Annotated in this window: 19 protein-coding genes; 12 read left to right on the top strand and 7 right to left on the bottom strand. The window is 66.7% G+C overall.

Going from position 1 to position 20,041, the window contains the following annotated elements; translation table 11 throughout:
• Position 1 precedes the first annotated feature (1 nt).
• From PWF70_RS19695 to PWF70_RS19670, 6 genes are all read left to right on the top strand, one after another.
• On the top strand, positions 2–1,261 hold the full coding sequence (locus PWF70_RS19695; protein WP_035754644.1) for an MCE family protein: 1,260 nt from the start codon (positions 2–4) through the stop codon (positions 1,259–1,261).
• Positions 1,258–2,553, top strand: coding sequence for an MCE family protein (locus tag PWF70_RS19690; protein ID WP_006358676.1), 1,296 nt, complete (start codon positions 1,258–1,260; stop codon positions 2,551–2,553). Before PWF70_RS19695 ends, PWF70_RS19690 begins: the two co-directional genes overlap by 4 nt.
• The gene (locus PWF70_RS19685; RefSeq protein ID WP_006358675.1) at positions 2,553–3,992 is read left to right on the top strand and encodes an MCE family protein; all 1,440 of its coding nucleotides are present in this window, start codon (positions 2,553–2,555) and stop codon (positions 3,990–3,992) included. Before PWF70_RS19690 ends, PWF70_RS19685 begins: the two co-directional genes overlap by 1 nt.
• Positions 3,989–4,915, top strand: a complete 927-nt coding sequence (locus tag PWF70_RS19680; protein ID WP_006358674.1) for an Rv1363c family protein — start codon at positions 3,989–3,991, stop codon at positions 4,913–4,915. Before PWF70_RS19685 ends, PWF70_RS19680 begins: the two co-directional genes overlap by 4 nt.
• Positions 4,915–5,577 carry a hypothetical protein gene (locus PWF70_RS19675; protein WP_006358673.1) on the top strand — a complete coding sequence of 221 codons (663 nt, stop codon included), beginning with the start codon at positions 4,915–4,917 and terminating at the stop codon, positions 5,575–5,577. Before PWF70_RS19680 ends, PWF70_RS19675 begins: the two co-directional genes overlap by 1 nt.
• Before the next feature lie 406 nt (positions 5,578–5,983).
• Positions 5,984–6,907 carry a hypothetical protein gene (locus PWF70_RS19670; RefSeq protein WP_143932415.1) on the top strand — a complete coding sequence of 308 codons (924 nt, stop codon included), beginning with the start codon at positions 5,984–5,986 and terminating at the stop codon, positions 6,905–6,907.
• A gap of 40 nt (positions 6,908–6,947) precedes the next feature.
• Here the strand turns inward: PWF70_RS19670 and PWF70_RS19665 are convergent, their stop codons facing one another.
• From PWF70_RS19665 to PWF70_RS19650, 4 genes are all read right to left on the bottom strand, one after another.
• A complete protein-coding gene (locus PWF70_RS19665) occupies positions 6,948–7,676 on the bottom strand; it encodes a heme-binding beta-barrel domain-containing protein (protein ID WP_042377536.1) in 729 nt (242 codons plus the stop codon).
• A 281-nt stretch (positions 7,677–7,957) separates the two neighbouring features.
• Positions 7,958–8,263 (bottom strand): DUF1416 domain-containing protein, encoded by a 306-nt coding sequence (locus tag PWF70_RS19660; protein ID WP_006358670.1) that lies wholly within the window; start codon positions 8,261–8,263, stop codon positions 7,958–7,960.
• A gap of 5 nt (positions 8,264–8,268) precedes the next feature.
• Positions 8,269–9,108, bottom strand: a complete 840-nt coding sequence (locus PWF70_RS19655) for a sulfurtransferase (protein ID WP_006358669.1) — start codon at positions 9,106–9,108, stop codon at positions 8,269–8,271.
• Positions 9,109–9,518: 410 nt separating this feature from the next.
• A complete protein-coding gene (locus PWF70_RS19650) occupies positions 9,519–10,376 on the bottom strand; it encodes an LmeA family phospholipid-binding protein (protein WP_035755843.1) in 858 nt (285 codons plus the stop codon).
• 207 nt (positions 10,377–10,583) lie between these two features.
• Here PWF70_RS19650 and PWF70_RS19645 point away from each other — a divergent pair, with 207 nt between their 5' ends.
• From PWF70_RS19645 to pstB, 6 genes are all read left to right on the top strand, one after another.
• The gene (locus PWF70_RS19645) at positions 10,584–11,387 is read left to right on the top strand and encodes a winged helix-turn-helix domain-containing protein (RefSeq protein WP_006358666.1); all 804 of its coding nucleotides are present in this window, start codon (positions 10,584–10,586) and stop codon (positions 11,385–11,387) included.
• A 4-nt stretch (positions 11,388–11,391) separates the two neighbouring features.
• Positions 11,392–12,273: a mycothiol synthase gene (gene mshD, locus PWF70_RS19640; RefSeq protein ID WP_006358665.1), complete on the top strand. Its 882-nt coding sequence runs from the start codon at positions 11,392–11,394 to the stop codon at positions 12,271–12,273.
• Between the two features lie 241 nt (positions 12,274–12,514).
• Positions 12,515–13,588, top strand: a complete 1,074-nt coding sequence (gene pstS / locus PWF70_RS19635) for a phosphate ABC transporter substrate-binding protein PstS (RefSeq protein ID WP_006358664.1) — start codon at positions 12,515–12,517, stop codon at positions 13,586–13,588.
• A 156-nt stretch (positions 13,589–13,744) separates the two neighbouring features.
• Positions 13,745–14,773, top strand: coding sequence for a phosphate ABC transporter permease subunit PstC (gene pstC / locus PWF70_RS19630; protein ID WP_006358663.1), 1,029 nt, complete (start codon positions 13,745–13,747; stop codon positions 14,771–14,773).
• Between the two features lie 2 nt (positions 14,774–14,775).
• Complete coding sequence (gene pstA, locus PWF70_RS19625; protein WP_006358662.1) at positions 14,776–15,675, top strand: phosphate ABC transporter permease PstA; 900 nt, start codon at positions 14,776–14,778, stop codon at positions 15,673–15,675.
• 25 nt (positions 15,676–15,700) lie between these two features.
• Positions 15,701–16,477, top strand: a complete 777-nt coding sequence (gene pstB / locus PWF70_RS19620) for a phosphate ABC transporter ATP-binding protein PstB (RefSeq protein WP_006358661.1) — start codon at positions 15,701–15,703, stop codon at positions 16,475–16,477.
• Positions 16,478–16,538: 61 nt separating this feature from the next.
• On the opposite strand, the gene PWF70_RS19615 is transcribed toward pstB, so the two are convergent.
• From PWF70_RS19615 to PWF70_RS19605, 3 genes are all read right to left on the bottom strand, one after another.
• A complete protein-coding gene (locus tag PWF70_RS19615) occupies positions 16,539–16,688 on the bottom strand; it encodes a hypothetical protein (RefSeq protein ID WP_164905310.1) in 150 nt (49 codons plus the stop codon).
• 167 nt (positions 16,689–16,855) lie between these two features.
• Positions 16,856–17,518, bottom strand: coding sequence for a phosphate signaling complex protein PhoU (gene phoU, locus PWF70_RS19610; RefSeq protein ID WP_042377541.1), 663 nt, complete (start codon positions 17,516–17,518; stop codon positions 16,856–16,858).
• Positions 17,519–17,624: 106 nt separating this feature from the next.
• Complete coding sequence (locus tag PWF70_RS19605) at positions 17,625–19,889, bottom strand: LCP family protein (RefSeq protein WP_006358658.1); 2,265 nt, start codon at positions 19,887–19,889, stop codon at positions 17,625–17,627.
• Positions 19,890–20,041: the final 152 nt, after the last annotated feature.

Raw genomic sequence — 20,041 nt, 5'->3', positions numbered from 1 at the left:
CATGACCATCGGACGCAAAGTCCTGCTCGGCGTGCTCGCCGTCGTGCTCGCCATCGCCCTGGTCGTCGTCGGGCGGACGGTCTTCCTGAAGTCCACGACCAACACCTTCACCGCCTACTTCGGCTCGGTCGCCAGCCTCTACGAGGGCGACCCGGTGCGGGTGCTGGGCGTCAACGTCGGCAGCGTCTCGAAGATCACGCCGCGCGAGAACGACGTCAAAGTCGAACTGCGCGTGGACAAGAGCATCGACATCCCCCAGGACGCGAAAGCGGTCATCGTCGCGCAGAGCCTGGTGTCGGGGCGGTTCCTCCAGCTGACCCCGGTCTACTCGGGCGGACCGACCATGCCCGACGGCCACGACATCCCGATGGATCGCACCGCCGTCCCGATGGAATGGGACGACATCAAGGCCCAGCTCACCAAGCTGACCGAGGCAATCGGTCCGGAGGGACCGGATCAGGGCTCGGCGGCCAAGGCGGTCAACGTCTTCGACGAGAACCTCGCGGGCAACGGTGCCGCGATCAACAAGTCGATCCGTGAGGTGTCCGATGTGATCGGCACCCTCGCGGCCGGACGCGGAGATCTGTTCTCGACCATCCAGAACCTGCAGAAACTGACCGATGCCCTCGCGGGCAGTCACGAGCAGCTCGTGCAGTTCAACGGCCGGATCGCCTCGGTCAGTTCGGTTCTCGCCGACAACACGACCGAACTCGACGAGGCGCTCAAGGGTCTGGACTCGGCCATGACCGACGTACAGGTCTTCATCGACACCAACAAGGATTCGCTGTCGTCGTCGGTGGAGCGTCTGGCGTCGACGACCAAGATCGTCGCCGACAAGAACGAGCAGGTCGAGGGTGTGCTGCACTCCGCACCCAACCAGCTCGCGAACTTCTACAACATCTACAACCCGCTCTCCGGTTCCCTGTCGGGTGTCTTCGGCCTCGCGAACGGCACCAACCTGATCACGCTGCTCTGCGGCTCGATGGATGCCACCAACCGGCCGGGGACGTCCAAAGTGGACATCGACAAGTGTGTGGAGATCCTCGCGCCGGTGCTGTCGTCGATCTCGATGAATTACCCGCCGTTCCTCGCCAACCCGGTGCAGGGAGCGAATGCGTTGCCGAGCCAGCTGCAGTACCAGAACGCGGACGTGAAGGCCCGCGCCCAGGCCGGTGTGCGTCGCATCGACAACGAGACCCGGCGGGACAACGCCGGCTCTCCGCTCGGAAACCTGCTGGTGCCGTTCGGGGGTGACCGATGATGTCGTCCCGCCTGCGGGGCGGACTCGCGGCGGGCGCGGTGGCGCTCACGACGCTGCTCGCCGGATGTTCCTTCGACGGACCGAATTCGCTGCCCGTCCCCGGTGCGGCCGGAACCGGCAGCGGGTCGTACCAGATCACCGCGCTCATCCCGTCGGCCGCAGGCCTTGTCAACAACGCACCGGTCCTCATCGACGACTCGACCGTCGGCAGCGTCGGCGACATCGAGGTCCAGGACTGGAACGCACTCGTGACGATCCGCCTCAACGAGGGCGTCATCATCCCGCGCGGATCGCATGTGATGGTCGGGATGACCAGCGTGCTGGGGTCGACGCACCTCGAGATCGTCCAGCCCGCCGAACCGGAGGGCGGACGCCTAGAAGAGGGCGACGAGATCCCGCTGACCAAGTGCCCCGAGCAGTCCAACATCGTCACCGATCCGAAGGTGCCGGCGGTGCCCGACATCAACGCCGCACAACAGGTTGCGGCCTGCACCTACCCCAGCACCGAACAGGTACTCAGCTCGCTGTCGGTGGTCCTCAATGGCGGCGGACTGTCGCAGGTCGGCGACATCGTGCACGAGATGAGCGAGGTGTTCGGCGGACGCGAGGACCAGATCAAGAAGCTCATCCCGCGACTGAACACCCTCGTCGCGGATCTGGATGCGCAGAAGGACAACATCATCCGCGCCACCGAAGGACTCGATCGGTTGTCCCGCACGATGAACGAGCAGAAGGACACAATCGAACGCGCACTCGACGCCAGCCCGCAGATCCTGCAACTGCTCGTCGACCAGCGTCAGCAGTTCCTCGACACCCTCGCCTCGGTGTCGAAGCTGTCGAAGACCGCCAACGACATCCTCGACGCCAACACCGAGGACATCGTCACGATCGTCGAGGGTATCGAACCCGCCCTCGACCAGCTGCAGGCCTCGGGACCGGCGATGACGCAGTCGCTGAACATCCTGCTGACCTTCCCGTTCTACGAGCCGACCATCCGGACGATCGTCAAGGGCGACTTCGTGAACTCCGACCTCGTACTCGATCTCACGGTGGACCGCCTGAGCGAGACCATGTTCGCCAGCCTCGGCGTCACCGGACCCGAAGGCGTCTTCGGTAAGCCGGCCGGTGCGGCCGCCCGCGGACTCAATCCGTTCACCGCGCCGCTGATCCCCGGCGGGGAAAAGCTCCCGGACACCGCGGAACCGGTTCCGGCGAACCTCATCCCGCCGGTGCAGGTGCCTTCGCCCACCGCCCCGCCGACGGTGCCCGCCGATCAGAAGGGCGGCCGCTGATGAAGATCACCAGATTCGTCCGGATGCAGCTGATCATCTTCTCGATCGTCACCGTGGTCGCGATGGTCGTGATGGCGCTGTTCTACATCCGCATCCCGTCGATGTTCGGCGTCGGCAGTTATCGCGTGCAGCTGAACATGGAGACCAGCGGCGGGCTGTACCAGAACGCCAACGTCAGCTACCGCGGCGTCTACGTGGGCAAGGTCGACTCGGTGAAGCTCACCGACGACGGCGTGCAGGCCACGCTCGTCATCGACTCCGGCACCGACATCCCGGCATCGGCCAAGGCATCGGTACGCAGCGTCTCCGCGATCGGCGAGCAGTTCGTCGAGTTCACCCCGAACCCGGATCCGCCTGCCGATGCCCCGACCGGTTACCTGCACAACGACTCCGAGGTCACCGTCTCCGAAGTGCCCGTGGAGATCTCGACGATGCTGGACCAGGCCGATGCGCTCCTGAAGGAGATCGGCGACACCAAACTCCGCTCGCTCGTCGACGAGGCCTTCGTCGCTTTCAACGGCACCGGTGAGTCGCTGCAGCGCCTCCTCGATTCGATGACCCTGTTCATCGGCGAGGCCAACAAGAACACCGACACCACGATTTCGTTGATCGAACAGGGTGCACCTCTGCTGGGCACACAGTCCCGCACGGCCGACGACATCCGGGCGTGGACCCGCAACGTCACCGCGTTCACCGATCAGCTCCGGGCCGACCGCCCCGAGATCGGCGACATCCTCCGCAAGGGACCGTCGACGACGTCGAAGGCGCAGGACCTGTTCGAATCGCTCGGCGGGTCATACCCGCTGCTGGTGTCGAACCTGGGCACGATCGCCCACACCCAGGTGGTCTACCTGCCGAACTGGAAACAGATCCTGGTGCTCTACCCGCGCCTGATCAACTCGTTGATCACCGCCCTGAACACCGGCACCAACAACTTCGGGCCGAACGTGAACTTCTCCCTGAGCTTCCAGGACCGGCCAGGGTGCAACATCGGCTTCCTGCCCAAGGAGGAGTGGCGGTGGCCGTCCGAACAGACCGCTCGCGAGCTGCCCCCGGGCATGCTGTGCCGCGTCCCGCAGAACTCCAACATCGCCGTGCGCGGCGCCCGCAACTACCCCTGTGCCGAGTTCCCCGGCCGCCGTGCGCCCACGCCGGCGGAATGCCGGACCGGGTACAAGCCGAACCCCGGCTCGGTGGATCCCTTCCAGAACGGCCTGCCGTTCGGCCTGAAATGGGAGCCCGCGTCCTCCGGTACCGTGACACCGGGCACACCGAAGGACTTCGAGGCAGAGCCTGCGGTGTACGCCACGACATACGATCCGGAGTCGGGCAACTTCATCGGACCCGACGGCAAGACGTACAACGCCGGCACGGGGCGTGAAGGGCAGGGACAGAGCAGTACATGGCAGACGATGATCAGCGGGACGGTCAGTCCGTGACCCCTGAGGGCACCGGCACCACCACCCCGGTCACCAGGAACCCGACCGACACCACACCGAACCGCACCGGCTCCACCGACCGTCGGGCGGCCAAGCGTCCGGTCCGATCGGCACCCATTCGCCGCGGCCGCTCGGGGGGAAAGAAGCCGTCACAGCGCTCAGCGGCAACCCCGGTGACCGAGACGGCCGTCGAGGACACAGCCACCCCGAATGCAGCCGCCCCGGATGCCGTGGAGACCCCGGCCGACCGGAACGCGGAGACCGCGACCGGTGCGGTGTCGCTCACGAAGCCGGACGCCGGGGAGGAGATCGCCCCCGATCCGTCAGAGGTCGAGAAAACCGTCAGCTACCGGGAGCGGCGTCGCAACCGACTGGCGTCGAAGACCCCGGAGAAGACGGGCAAGGGCAAGGTCCGCTACCGCGGCTCCGGCCGGCGGTCGTCGCGGACCGTGGTCGGCGTCGTCGTCGGGATCGTGCTCATCGCCGTCTGCGCGGTGGCGTCGGTGGTGTTCGCCCTCGGCATCGCCCGCCAGGACCAGCAGAACGACCTGCGGGCCGAGTACTCGGCATTCGCCTCGCAGGTGTTGATCAACCTGACGAGCATGAACCCCGACACCGTAGACCAGACACTGAAATCGGTGCAGGACGACACCTCCGGCAAGGTCAAGCAGGAGGTCCAGAACAACATCCAGCAGGTCGCCTCGCTCGTCCGCGACGGGAAGCTCGAGACCAAGTCGATCATCCTCAGCTCGGCGGTCACCAAGTCCGAACCCGACGAGGGATCGGTGATCATGGTGTTCGGCTGGCATCAGCAATCGCTCGACGGCCAGACCCCCGCCCAGGACAAGGTGTTCCGCTGGCGCGTCGACATGACCCGCATCAACGGTGAGCTGAAGATGACCGACTTCGAGTGGGTGGCGTGATGGCCGACAAGAAGCCCGGAACCGACAAGGGACGCCTCGGACTGATCGTGCTCACGGTGCTCGTCGTCGCGGCTCTCGCGGCCACCGCGTTCCTCGGCTACCGGTACATCGAGGGTCGATCGGTGGAGGATGCGCGCGAGTCCTCGCTCGCCGCCGCACGCGACTACGCGAACACCATGTTCGGCTACAACGCCGAGAACGTCAGCGACCACATCGACCAGTCCATGAGCGTGCTGACCGGCCCGGCCAAACCCGAGTACACCAAACTGATCACCGAGAACAACCTCGCCGCGGAGGTCCGCAAGCAGCAGGTCGTGTCCGAGGTGACCATCCAGGACGCCGGCGTGGTCACCAACACCGCCGACACCTCGAACGTGCTGATCTTCATGAACCAGTCGGTCACCCGCGGTCAGAAGGAACTCGTCAGCATCAACCCGTCACGGCTGACCTTCAACATGGAACTCCAGGGTGACCGCTGGATGATCAACAACATCGAGGTCATCACCGACGACACCTTCCGCTCCAAGCTCGAGGTCGTCGAGTCCCTGCCCCCGGACGCCAAGCCGTTGCCCGGGCAGTCACCGGCCCCGTCTCAGGCGCCGTCCGCACCGCCCGCGGCTCCGGCCCCCGAATCGGGCGCACCCGCGGTTCCCGTGCCCTGACACTCCTCCGAAATCCCGTTGCGGGACGCCGGAATCGGGCGTACTTTCGCGGGTACACAGGGAAGGAGGTGGTCTGATAGTGATATCTCATCGGACATGTGAGGTGACCATCCGTTAGCAGCTGACCGTGTGGCATTCGTGTCGCCGGAGGTGGATCCCCGCCTCGTCAGCGCCGACGAATACCAGGTGGTCACCCGGCCCCCGCATCCCGACCCGGTCCGGTCGGCACGAGGCTCGTATGAGCGATGCGGGGGCCGTTCCATGTCCGGGCATCGTGTCCGGACATTGTCGTTCGGGTGGTGGACTACTCGAGAGTTCGGGGTGCGGGCGTTATGAACCGGAGCAGTCCGGCGATGTACCTGTCACGAATACCTGCCACAGGGGACACCCGCCCGAGGAGAGAACGATGGTCGCCACGAACGCAGTCCGCGAACAGTCGGTCGGTCCTGGTCTCGGAGGTGCTGTCGCCGACGACGCCGCTGCTCGCGACGGCCGGTGGGACGATCTGTACTGGGGTCCCGGCGATCCCGACTTCGGAACCACGACGCCGCCCCGCTTCACCTTTGCCGACCCCCACGAGGCCGGACTCTTCCATGCCGACGACGAACACGTGTCCATCCACAACCGGGGTGCCGGCCCCGCGGCCGCGCTGATCTTCTTCGTCGACGGCCGCGTCGAGCTCCGGCGTCTCGGACCCGGCGAGATGATCATCCTGCCCGACGAGGATTCGTTCACCAACGTGCAGGCGCCTCGACGCGCCGACGGTCGTCCGGTGGTCTATGGCGGGGTGTGGGTCCAGCAGGGGAGGGCGAGGCCGGTGACCATCCCGATCCCGACCGAGCGGGAGTTCCTCGCCCAGCGTTACCTGACCCCGTGGAGCACGGATTGGGTCGGCGGACTCGCCGGCTGCCGCCTACGGGACCCGGCGGAGGATCGGATCTCATACCAATACCGGTCCGGTGGAACGACTTTCACTGTTCGCAATGCCGGCGACAGCTGGGTTGCGGTCGTTCATCGGGCCGGGACGGAGTACAGCGTCGTCGAATGTGGTCCGCGTGAGCGGGTCGACTTCCCGGTCTCCCCGCACTCAGCGCAGAGCGACGTGTTCTCGGTGGTGGGACAACGGCAGACCGGTTCGCCCGGACGTGGCCCCTACGTCTCGGCGTCGGGAACCGTGCACCCCGGATGGGCGGGTCGCCCCGGAGCCGCCACGGCATACGGATCGGTTGTGGTCATGCTCGGATCGCTGGTGTACAGCGCGCTACCGAAGCGCAACCTGTACGTGGCGTTCTCGGATCGCCGACGCGGCTGCAGCCGGGTGCATCGCTGAGCGACGCCCGGAGCGCGCGTCGAGAAGAGTGCGGCCGGGCTCAGCCGACGTGGCGTCGTAGTTTGGCCGACAGTCGGGGGAAGAGGTCACCGTCGGTGCCGACCCGTTCTTCGACGTAGGCGAGGTCGCCGTCGGGAACCAGACCGTAGAGCCGCTTGGCACCGCCGGCGCGACGTCCGGACTGGGACTTGATGACGACGTCGGTCGCAAGTTCCCACGAGGTCTGATTGAGAGGCGTGCCGTAGAAGAGTTCGACCGACCCTTCGGCGTGGGCGAGGAGCAACTCGATGGTGTCGTCCTCACCGATGCGCCAGAATCCCGATTCGCGAAGGTCGGGCCGCACGAAGGCGGCGTCGTCGTCGATGACCCACGAGCGGGACTCCCAGGTGAGGAAGTTCTGGCCGTCGTGCGAGACGACGATCTGCTGCGCGAAGTGGTAGTCGGTGTCGGCGTCGACGTCGTGGCCTTCGCCCTCGCCGCGCCATACACCGACCAGCGGCAGCAGTGCCAGCAGGCCGGGATGGAGGTCGGCGCCGAGACGGAGGTTCGCGGTGTCCGCGGGCAGCGGGAGGTCGTCCCACGTAGGGATGTTGCGCTCACGGCTACCGGACTCGACGGCGCGTGCCTCGGCCTGGTTGATCGCCTCGTCGCCTGAGCGATGGGCGCCACCGTCGGCGACGACACCGTCGCCAGAAGGCACACCGTCCCCGGAGGAGGCGGCGCCGACTGGCTCGTTGCCGGCGTCACCGGCTCCCGGGTGGGACGTCACGACTCGTCGGTGACCAGGCGGTAGAGGGTGTAGACACCAAACCAGGTGATCAGCACGGCGGCCAGGATCAGCAGGATTTCGAAGAAGAGGACCACGACGCAAATTCTAACCCGGGGATGTCCGGGAAGTTCAGGGGGTCACCCTTCGAAACGCTTCGCTCCTCAGGGGACGGAAGGGGTGGACACCCACCCCTTCCAACCCTCGGAAACGACGAACCCGGTCACCGCAATGCGGTGACCGGGTTCGTCGTGGGGTGTCAGACGCCCACGATCAGGATTGCATCACTTGGAGACGATGATGTCCTGCTCGTGGATGCCGGGACCCTCGGGGCTGATCGACGCATCGCCGTTGCCCACGGAAGACAGGGCGCGAACCGTCCAGGTTCCGGGAGCGGCGAAGAACCGGAAGTCACCGGTGGGCGAGGCGACGACCTCGGCGGTGAATTCACCGGTCGAATCGAGCAGACGCACGAAGGCGCCGGCAACCGGGTTGCCCGAGCCGTCGGTGACCTGTCCGGTGAGGACGGTCTCCTTCTCCACGTCGACGCCCGCAGGCAGCTTCTGTCCCTGCTTGGGTGCAGCACACATAGTTGTTACTTTCCTTCTCCGAGTTCGATCGGGGCGCCGACCAGCGAGCCGTACTCGACCCAGCTTCCGTCGTAGTTCTTGACGTTCTTCTTGCCGAGCAGCTCGGTCAGCACGAACCAGGTGTGGCTCGAGCGCTCGCCGATGCGGCAGTACGCGATGGTCTCGCGGCTGTCGTCGAATCCCTTGTCCGCGTACAGAGCGGTGAGCTCCTCGTCGGACTTGAAGGTGCCGTCCTCGTTCGCGGTGGTCGACCACGGGATGTTGATGGCGCCGGGGACGTGGCCACGCTGCTGCGCCTGCTCCTGCGGGAGGTGCGCCGGCGCGAGGATCTTGCCGGAGAACTCGTCAGGGCTGCGCACGTCGACCAGGTTCTTGGTGCCGATGGCGTCGATGACCTCGTCGCGGAACGCGCGGATGCTCAGGTCGGGCGAGGAGGCCTTGTACTCGGTGGCCGGACGGGTGACCGCATCCGAGGACAGCGGACGGCCGTCGAGCTCCCACTTCTTGCGGCCGCCGTCGATCAGCTTGACGTCGTTGTGGCCGTACAGCTTGAAGTACCAGTAGGCGTAGGCCGCGAACCAGTTGTTGTTGCCGCCGTAGAGGATCACGGTGTCGTCGTTGGCGACGCCACGCTCGGACAGCAGCTTGGAGAAGCGGTCGGCGTCGACGAAGTCGCGACGGACGCCGTCCTGCAGATCCTGCTTCCAGTCGAGCTTGATCGCGCCCGGGATGTGGCCGCCATCGTAAGCCGAGGTGTCTTCGTCGACCTCGACGAAGACCGTGTTGTCGGCGTTGAGGTTCTGCTCAGCCCACTCGGCGCTGACCAGGACGTCGGAACGTGCCATGTCTGGTTCCTTTCGGATGAATAACTGGTGATGGATGGATCGGATGGTGCGGAATAGCGGCGAGGCGCGGACGGCGCCCGCGGCTCTGTCTGTGATGAACGAGGAGGCGCATGGAGAAGACACTCAGGCCTCGGGAGAAACGCACCCCGTCGTCATCGGCGGTGCGCATGGCGCGGCTGCGGGGCAGCGCTTGTCATGGCACACCGTCAGCGGTGCGTGCGACAGCAACAATCGGCGACACGACAGAAGTCGATCGCCCGGCGACGTGTGAGCATGTACTCACGGCGCTGTTGCATGCCAACGAGGGTACAACAGTGCCGAACAGAGTCCGAAACCCCGGGTGGATTGCACTCTGACCTGCGAGAAAAGGCTGCGAACGGAATGTGCGCGAGTCTGGTCGCGGCGTCGGGTCAGAACCGGTCCGGACGCACGTCGGTGACGCCCGATTCGGACACCAGCTGGACGTCACCGCCGAAGCTCTCCGCGCGCTGGGCGACGAGCCCCCAGGCCATCGGGAGTCGGGGGAGGACCATGCTGAACCGGTCGAGCACGGCCGCGCGCATGTCCTCGCCGACATCGGCGTCCACGTGACGTTCGGGTCCGGTGTAGAAGTCGGTGGCCCGGATCTGCAGCGCACCGTTGGTCACCGAGAGGTCGACCGCGACGCTGACTCGAACCTTCGGACCGGTGTATGCCGACGCGGACGGCGGATCGTCGGCGTCGAGGCCGTCGTCGGGCGGCAGTGCCACCGTCCCGGTGAAGACGACCCCCTCCGACCGTGAGACGACCCCGTCCTGGGGGCCACCGCTGCCGGCCTTCCCGTCGGGGCCGGGCGTGCTGACGGTCAGGTCGGTGATGTGCAGATACCGCGCGAGGGTGACCGCATCGAGGCGGGTGTAGGCCGAGATCGAGTCGGTGTGCAGAACATCACTCGCGGAGAAATCGCCTCGTCCGGGACCCCGGAATCGGCCGAGTACGGCGCCGAGTTCGCCGCGACAGACGCCGCGTACGGGTTCACAACCCGGGAGTTCGACGCCGCGGGCGGCGATCGTCGCTCCCGAGTACTCACCGTTCGCGGCCTGCGTGAGAAAGGGGAACCCGGCGAGCGTGACCTCGGGATCGAATGGGACGCGGGGGGATTCGGCGAGGGCCCGGGACAGTCGGTGTTCGCCGCGGATTGCCGCGCCGACGTCGACGAGAAGCGCGGCCGCTGCGGCGACGACCGCCACGGTCACCGCCACGACGAGGATCTTCCGCATGCCCGGCATATCGGACGACCACCCTCCCCGTCATCTGCAGCGTTGCCCCGGCCGGCTTGTTAACAGCGAAGTGCGGCGGTGGCGCTATTCTGTCATCTATCTCGCACACGTTGGTAAGGCAGCGTAAACAATCCTCGGTGACGTGTGCGTAGTCGTTCACAGCGTGGTGAGCAGATCGGAAGGTCCGGGACGGGACGAACGAGATCGGAGTTCTAGGTGGATCTCTTGTTGTTGACGGCCGACCCCAATCCGGAGTCGGTCCTGCCGTCGCTGTCGCTGCTCGCCCACAACGTGCGTGTCGCTCCGACGGAGGTGTCCTCCCTCATGGAGGCGGGCAACGCGGATGTGGCATTGGTCGATGCGCGCGCAGACCTCGCTGCGGCGCGGGGACTGTGCCGACTGTTGGGTAGCACCGGTTCGTCGGTGCCGGTGGCGGCTGTACTGACCGAGGGTGGGCTGGTCGCGGTCAATGCGGACTGGGGCATCGACGAGTTCCTGCTGCCGGGTACGGGGCCGGCGGAACTCGACGCGCGATTGCGTCTGCTGGTGGCACGCACCCGTGGCGTGGCGGCAGAGGAGACGTCGGGCAAGGTCACGCTGGGGGAGCTGGTCATCGATGAGGGGACGTACACCGCGCGACTGCGTGGACGTCCCCTCGACCTCACTTACAAGGAGTTCGAACTCCTGAAGTACCTGGCGCAGAACGCGGGTCGCGTGTTCACGCGCGCCCAGCTGCTCCAGGAGGTGTGGGGGTACGACTTCTTCGGTGGCACACGCACGGTCGACGTGCACGTGCGTCGTCTGCGTGCCAAGCTCGGCAGCGAACACGAGTCGCTCATCGGTACGGTTCGCAACGTCGGATACAAGGCGGTGCGGCCGACGCGCGGCCGGGCATCGGCTGCCGAAATCGCGGACACGGCGGAAGGTGTTGCGGCGGATGTCGACTCGGCCGACTTCGACCACGATCTCGACGGACCCGATCCCTTCGACGAGGAGTTCAGTGCCAGCGCCGGAAACTGACGAGATGCAGGTACGACGAGGCGCCGCTCCGGCGGAGGTGGCCGCCGAAGCGCACCGCATGGTGTGTGCGGCGACGTCCGCCGACGGTGTCGGACCGCTGTCGGACGACGCGGTCAAAGCGATTGACGCAGCACCGGATTCGCCTGTCGTCCACGTGTGGTCGAAGGGTGCCTACGCGAACATCGTGCCCGGTCGTGACGGCGAGCCGTCGATGATCGAGGTGGTCGTCGACCCGGAGCGGCGACGGCGGGGGCTGGGCCGATCGTTGCTCGACACCGCGTTCGCCGCGGCGCGACAGGACGGCCTCGAGGCGCGGGTGTGGGCGCACGGCGATCTTCCCGGTGCGGTGGTCCTCGCCTCGGCGATGGGGCTGCAGAAGCGTCGGGAACTGCTGCAGCTACGACGCCCCGTCGGGGAGGGACACGAACTCCCCGAGCTGGCAGTCGATCCGGGACTCACACTCCGGACCTACGCCGGGCCGGCGGACGATGCGGAGATCCTGCGCGTCAACAACGCCGCCTTCGACTGGCATCCCGAACAGGGCGGCTGGGAGCTGGATCAGATCACCGAGCGGGTTGCGGCCGACTGGTTCGACCCGGAGGGTCTCTTCCTGGCGTTCGACACCGAGGACCCGACACGGCTTCTCGGCTTCCACTGGACCAAACAACACGACGCCGATCTCGGCGAGGTGTACATCGTCGGCGTCGATCCGCAGGCTCAGGGGCGCGGGCTCGGTCGGCTGCTGACGCTGGCCGGACTCCACCACCTCGCACAGCGTGGTGTCGCCGAGATCAACCTCTATGTCGAAGGCGACAACACGGCGGCGTTGCACACGTATGAACGCCTGGGCTTCACCAGGTTTGCCGTCGACGTCGCCTACGGCTGAGTCGCGATCTCCCGCGCGCGGTGCTGCGCTGTGTGCTGATGCCGACCGTTCCGTAGCGCAGATCACTCCGGGGCGGGGTGCCGAGGTCACGGAGATATCCGCACCGGACTGCCTTGGTCGGTTCACCTGTCGTTCACCTTCTGGCGGGGATTCGGCCACCCGGCGCGCATAGCTTTCCCTTCGGACACTCCGGACACCCGAGCCTCGGGACGGAGCACGAGACGGAAAGGCAACACCTGCGGTGAGAATCAAGCGGAACGGCGCTCTGGCGGCGGTGTCGACGATCGCGGCATTGACCCTGGTGACGGCGTGTGGTGGGGGAGACACCCAGACGGTGAGTGGAGAGGGTTCCACTGCCCAGCAGAAGGCCATGGAGCACTTCAGCCAGATCCTCTCGGACGACAGCGACATCGTCCTCGACTACACCGGCAGCGGCTCCGGTGACGGCATCAAGAAGTTCATCGCCGGCGACGTCGACTTCGCGGGTTCGGACTCGGCCCTGAAGGGCGACGAGATCACCCAGGCCAAGGAACGCTGCAACGGTAACGATCCCTGGCATCTGCCGCTGGTCGTCGGACCGGTTGCGATCGCCTACAACCTCGAGGGCGTCGACAACCTCAAGCTCGACTCCGCCGTGATCGCCAAGATCTTCAACGGCAAGATCACCAAGTGGAACGATCCGGCGATCGCCGCACTCAACCCGGGTGTGCAGCTGCCCGGTGGCGACATCGTCCCGGTCTACCGCTCCGACAGCTCGGGCACGACCGACAACTTCCAGCGGTTCCTGCAGAACTCGGCGCCGAACGACTGGCCGTATGAGCACAGCAAGGAGTTCGCTCCCAAGAACGTCGGTTCGGGTGCGTCCAAGTCGACCGGAGTCGGTGACACCGTCAAGAAGACCCCCGGCTCGATCACCTACGTCGAGTGGGGCTTCGCCACCGAGAACGACCTCGGCGTCGCCGACATCGACTTCGGAGCAGGTCCGGTGGAGCTGAACGCCGCCAGCGCCGGCAAAGCCCTCGACGAGCTGGCCTTCAAGAACCCGGACAGCAAGGACCTGGTCGTCGACACCGACGCGCTGTTCGCGTCGAAGGCCCCGGGTGCCTACCCGCTGCTGCTGACGCCGTACTCCATCGTCTGCTCGGCGGGCTACTCCGACGATGCGACCAGCACCACCCTCAAGGACGCGTTCACGAAGATCCTCGGCGACGGCCAGACCGGCCTCGAGGAGATCGGCTACGTGCCGGTGCCGCAGAACTTCAAGGCCAAGCTGCAGGGCAGCATCGACGCGCTCGCCGGCAGCGGCAACGCCTGACGTGACACAACTGAACAGCGCGTGCGGGGCCGCCACGGTTTGCGGCCCCGCACGCGCGGTTGACACACTGACACGACTCTTCGCGTGTTGCACGGACTGTGAGCGGTGGACCGGGAAGTGGCCCCAATGACCAGAGCGGAAGCACAAGAGGGACGCATGACGTCGCTGAGCAAAGAGGATGGCGCGGTCTCGCCGGATTCGGACGGGCCGGCCCTTCACGGGCCGCCGGACGGAGCCGCACCCGGCGGCCTGGATTCGGCCGCCCGTCACCGCGTGGCCGACCAGGTCTTCCGCACCCTGGCGGTCGGTTCGGGATTCGTGGTCTCGCTCGTCATCGGACTCATCGCACTGTTCCTCCTCGCACAGGCCGCCCCGTCGCTGGCGAAGAACGAGGAGAACTTCTTCACCTACACCGGTGACTGGATCACGAGCGGCAGCCAGCTCGCATTCGGCATTCCGCAGCTGTTCTACGCGACGGTCGTCGTCGCCGTCATCGCTCTCCTGATCGCGATGCCGGTCGCGCTCGGGATCTCGATCTTCCTCACCGAGTACGCCCCCAAGCGCCTGGTCGGACCGATCACCTACACCGTCGACCTGCTGGCCGCGGTGCCCTCGATCGTGTACGGCCTCTGGGGCATCCTCGTTCTTGGTCCGGCGTTGGTCCCGGTGAACGAGTGGCTCGTCGGCCACCTCGGCTTCCTGCCGTTCTTCCAGCAGCCCACGCAGGTCGCGAACATGTCCACCGGCGGCACGCTGCTCACCGCGGGCATCGTGCTCGCCGTCATGATCCTCCCGATCATCACCGCGGTCACCCGCGAGGTCTTCATGCAGACGCCGAAGGGTCACCGCGAGGCGGCCCTCGCGCTCGGCGCGACGAAGTTCGAGGTCGTGAAGCTCGCGGTGCTCCCGTTCGGCTTCTCCGGCTACATCTCCGGGTCGATGCTCGGCCTCGGTCGCGCGCTCGGCGAGACCATGGCGCTGCTGCTGATCATCTCCACGGCCGGCCCGATGAACTTCAACCTCATGGAGAGCGGCGAGACCTTCGCGACCAAGATCGCGAACAACGCGGCCGAGTTCGACTCGCCCGCCAAGACCGGCGCCTACATCTCCGCCGGCCTCACCCTCTTCGTCCTGACCTTCGTCGTCAACGCCGCCGCCCGCGCGGTCGTCGCCGGAAAGAAGTGACCATGACCGTCACCACCTCGTCGCCCACGGCCGACCCGGTAAAGAAGCCCTCGGGCTTCACCCCGCTGGCCAAGCGTCGGCGCCTCACCGATCACGTCGTGCGCGTGACCGTCATCGCCGCGCTGCTCGTCGCGCTGGTGCCCCTGGTGTGGCTGGTCTCGACACTGGTCATCCGGGGCATCGAACCGCTGCTCGACATCGACTGGTGGACGCTGCCGGAACGCAAGGGCGGCGCCGCGAACGCCATCGTCGGCACGCTCATGCAGACCGCGCTGGCGGCCGTGATCTCGATCCCGCTCGGCATCTTCGTCGCCATCTACCTCGTCGAGTACGCCACCAAGAAGTCGGTGCTGGCCCGGGTCACCACCTTCATGGTCGACATCCTCTCCGGTGTCCCGTCGATCGTGGCGGCCCTGTTCGTCTACGCGGTCTGGCGCACCACCCTCGGCCTCCCGCGCTCCGGTTTCGTCGTGGCGATCGCGTTGGTGCTGCTGATGGTCCCGCTGGTGGTCCGCGCGACCGAGGAGATGCTCAAGATCGTCCCGCAGGACCTGCGTGAGGCGTCGTATGCACTGGGCATCCCGAAGTGGAAGACCATCGTGAAAATCGTGCTGCCGACGGCACTCTCGGGAATCGTGACCGGCGTGATGCTGGCCATCGCCCGCGTGATGGGGGAGTCGGCACCCGTGCTCATCCTGGTCGGCTCGACGCGAGCGATGAACTGGAATCCCTTCGACGGCAATCAGGAATCGCTACCGCTGATGATGGTGCAGCAGTACAACAACGGGCCCGGCGCCTTCGACAAGGTCTGGGGCGCGGCCCTGTGCCTGGTCATCCTCGTGGCCATCGTCTACTTCGGGGCCAAGATCGTCTCGAAGATCTTCGCGCCCAAGACCTCCTGAACACCTCTGTAGAAACGGAAAAGTCATGGCGAAGCGCCTCGACATCAAAGACCTGAACATCTACTACGGCGACTTCCACGCGGTGAAGGACGTGACCCTCGAGGTGCCGCCGCGCTGCATCACCGCCTTCATCGGCCCGTCCGGCTGCGGCAAGTCGACGGTGCTGCGCACCCTCAACCGCATGCACGAGGTCACCCCGGGGGCGTACGCCGAGGGCAGCGTGTTGCTCGACGGCGAGGACATCTACGGGCGCAACGTCGACCCGGTGAGCGTCCGGGCCACGATCGGGATGGTGTTCCAGCGGCCCAACCCGTTCCCGACGATGTCCATCAAGGACAACGTGGTCGCCGGTCTGCGTTTGCAGGGCGTGCGCAACAGGGCCGAGCTCGACGAGGTCGCGGAGCGCAGCCTGCGTGGTGCGAATCTGTGGGAAGAGGTCAAGGACCGCCTCGACAAGCCGGGCGGCGGCCTGTCCGGCGGTCAGCAGCAGCGCCTGTGCATCGCGCGGGCCATCGCGGTCTCGCCCGATGTGTTGCTGATGGACGAGCCGTGCTCAGCGCTCGACCCCATCTCGACCCTCGCGATCGAGGACCTGATGGGTGAACTCAAGAAGGAGTACACGATCGTCATCGTGACCCACAACATGCAGCAGGCCGCGCGCGTGAGCGACCAGACCGCTTTCTTCAACCTGGAGGGCGTCGGCCAGCCCGGGCAGCTCGTGGAGATCAGCGACACCGAGACGATGTTCTCGAATCCGTCGAAGAAGGCGACCGAGGACTACATCTCGGGTCGTTTCGGCTAGATCTGCGGCGATTTCACTCCGACAGGGTCCTTCCCGCCACGGGAGGGGCCCTGTCTGCATCTCACATGTTGATCAGAAGGATGACGAGCAGAGCGGCGAGCGAGGCGATGACACCGAGGTAGGTGATGATCTGCCGGCGGTGAGCGGCGGCCGCGGCGTCCTCGTCGGTCATCGCATTGAAGTCGGGTTCGATCGGCTGATGCTGGCCCATGCCCGCCACCATAACGGGGACCTGTGTGGCTGCGAAATCGTTTCCGGGCACAAACGGCCCCAGATGTTCACTGATATGAAGAGAGGCCGAGTTCAGTTCGTCGAACTGAATTCTCGGCCTCTCGAGATGTGTGCCCTCGCTCGCCCCGGGGAGGTGAGCGAGGAAGATCACCCGACGTTCTGGAACTGCTCGGGCGTCTTGCCGGTCGCGGTGAACACCACCCGGCGACCGATCAGCACGGCGTGATCGGCGAAGCGTTCGTAGTAACGGCCGAGCAGGGTCACATCGACGGCGGCGGCGACGCCGTGCTGCCATTCGCGGTCCATCAGGACGGTGAACAGGTGGCGGTGGAGGTCGTCCATCGCGTCGTCGTCCTCCTGCAGGCGCAGCGCGGCCTGGGGATCGCGGGTCTCGAGGACCTCGTGAGCGCTCTTCGCGAGGGTCACCGCGAGCCGGCCCATCTCCGCGAAGTACCCGTTGACCTCCTCGGGGAGGGCCTTCGCGGGATGGCGTCGACGGGCGACCTTGGCGACGTGCAGGGCCAGCGCGCCCATCCGGTCGGCGTCGGCGACGATCTGGAAACCGCTGACGACGCCGCGGAGGTCCCCGGCGACGGGCGCCTGGAGTGCGAGAAGGGCGAAGGACTGCTCCTCGGCGCGGGCCGACAACTGCGTCATCCGCTCGGCGTCGCCGATGACCTCTTCGGCAACGGCGAGGTCGGCTTGCAGCAGTGCCTGGGTGGCTCGCGACATCGCGGTGCCCGCGAGTTCACACATCTCACCCAGGACGTGGGTCAGCGCCTCGAGTTGCTCTTGGTAGGCGGTACGCATGTTCCCAGGATACGTCGGGAATCGGTCCAGCCCGCCCACGGCCGATGAACGCAGCGTGAACGCCCGGTGCAGAACCTTCGATGTCGGTTCGTCCGGACCGGCCGGACTAGGTGCAGGTGGTGTCGCCCGCGTTGGTGACGGCGAGGTCGTTGGGCAGGTCACCGGAGTTCTCGGCCGGCGCGAGCTGCTCGACGTTCACTGTGGCGCCGGCGTCGGGCACCGACCCCAGCTCGCCGGTGAAGTCGGACCCGAGGATGAGTTCGACACCCGACTTGACCGTCCGGTCGAGCTGGATCTCGGCGCCGGGGAACATCGCGGCCAGCGTGGCGGCCGCGTTCTGCTGTCCCGGGCCGTACCGCACGACGGTGTCGTCCCGGTCCTCCGACGCGTCGGCGACGCCGCGGACGTCGAAGCCGTACGGGGTGAGCTGCTCGGAGACCTCGGCGGCCAGACCGGTGGTGGAGGTGCCGTTGAGCACGCGGACACCGACGTTGCCGGGGTTCTGCGCGGTGGCGTTGATCCGTCCCGGGGTCTCGGTCGAGTTCCGCGAACTCGGAGCCCGTGAGGGGGCCTTCGATGTCGGCTTCTTCTTCTCGACCTTCTCACCGGGCAGTGGGAGGTCGTCGATGATCGCGTTGAAGATCGCGTCGATGTCGTCGGTGCGCGGGATCTCGTTGTTCTGACCGTCCTCGGAGGTGCCGGAGGTGGGGATGGTCAGGAAGGAGACGCGGCCGGCCTCGATGCCCTGCATCGACTCGGCGAGATTGATCAGCGACTGGGTGTCCACACCGTCGACGTAGCTGTACTCGATGAAGGTGTTGACGATGCTGTTGAGCTTGTTCGGGTTGGACAGCACGTTGCCCGACAGTGTCGACCGCAGCAGCGACGACATGAACAGCTGCTGGCGCTTGATGCGGCCGTAGTCGCCGTTGCCCTCCGAGGCGATGTTGCGGGCGCGGACGTAGTTGAGCGCGCGGCGACCGGTCAACTTCTGCTTGCCGGGCTTACGGAGGATGTGGCCGATCTCGTAGTCGTAGAGCGGGACGGTCGAACAGACCTCCACGCCACCGATCGCACGGACGACCTTCTCGAAACCGTAGAAATCCATGCCGATGAAGTGGTTGATGTTGAGACCACTCATCTGGGTGATCACGCGGACCAGGCACTGCGGGCCGCCGTAGAAGTAGACGCTGTTCAGCTTCACGCCGGTCTGTGCCGGCATCTCCGCGCCGTACTCACCGGATTCGTTGTCCCACGAGTTGCAGGCGGGCTGGTCCACTTGGAGATCGCGCGGAAAGGACACCGCGACGACGCGCTCGCGGTTGGCCGGGACGTTGACCAGGATGACGGTGTCCGAACGCGCACCCTCGGCGTCGGCAGTGGTTCCTGCACCCACCTTCGCGTTGTTGCCGCCGCGCGTGTCGGTGCCGACGATCAGGTAGGTCTCGTCACCGTTCTGGGCGTCTTTGTTGCGGATGTTCTTGTCTTCGGCGTCGACGGCGGTGACGTTGCGCCAGTTGCCGTTCCACGACTGCAGGTAGTTCCAGACGAAACCGGTGCCGACCAGGGCGGTCACACACGCGATGGCCACCAGGATGCGTCCGGTGGCGGTGGTCTTGCGGACGAGTGAGCCGCGGCGGTCGCCGTCGCCGCGTCCCGGATGGCGGCGAGGGGTCTGGCGGAGTTGCAGCGGACCGGTCAGGTCGGGGGTTCGTTCGAGCGGTTCACGCCGGGCGGGCGGCTCGCTCGGGGTGGCGGGCGGCACCATGGCGTCCTGGGCGCGCGACTCCTCGATGGCCCGCTTCGCGGTGGCCCGGTCCGACAGGTCGGGTGCCGGGTCGCCGGGCTTGTCACCGATCGTGGGGATCTTCTGGGTGACGTCGTTGCCGAAGTGATGGATCTCGGTGGGACGATCGTCGCCCGCGGGCTGGCCCCGGTCGCTCCGTCCGAGCGGGGGACGCGGGGGCGGGACCTGGTCGGGTTGCGCCGGGTCGAAGCGACGCGACCGGCCGCGGGTGGTGGGCGGGATGGACGCGGATCGACCGGCCGGGGGTGCCTGGTCGGGGGCGTCGGCGCGGGAACGTCCACGACGCGGGGTGTCGGTCGGAGGTGTCCGCGGCTCCTCCGCGTTCATCTGCTCCATGAGCTCGCGGACGGTCAGACGCGTCCGCCCGCGGACGAAACGATCGCTGGCACGCGGTTCACGGAGACTCGGGTGCGCACTCGACGCGGAGGCATCCTGGGCGCGTGGTTCCAGCGGGGGACGGCGGTCGTTCGCATCGTCCGGGCGCCCGGCACGACGGCCACGACGAGACCTGTTGGCCTCGTCCCCCGCCTCCGGTTCGTCCGGGCCCGATGTCCAACGACTCAATGCACGTTCCTCATGCCCCGAGGTCTACAAAGCGCCAACCGCGCGTCGGGGCTGGTCGACGCGGTGCGCACGCACGTACGGACCCGGCAGGCCGGGACCTCCGCGCCATCTTACTGATCACACCTGAGAAGAGGCCTCAGCCAGAGGTGCGT

The organism is Gordonia sp. Swx-4 (genome assembly GCF_030316175.1).
In the GTDB taxonomy this organism is placed as follows: domain Bacteria; phylum Actinomycetota; class Actinomycetes; order Mycobacteriales; family Mycobacteriaceae; genus Gordonia; species Gordonia alkanivorans.
This window is presented reverse-complemented; position numbering and strand designations above follow the sequence as displayed.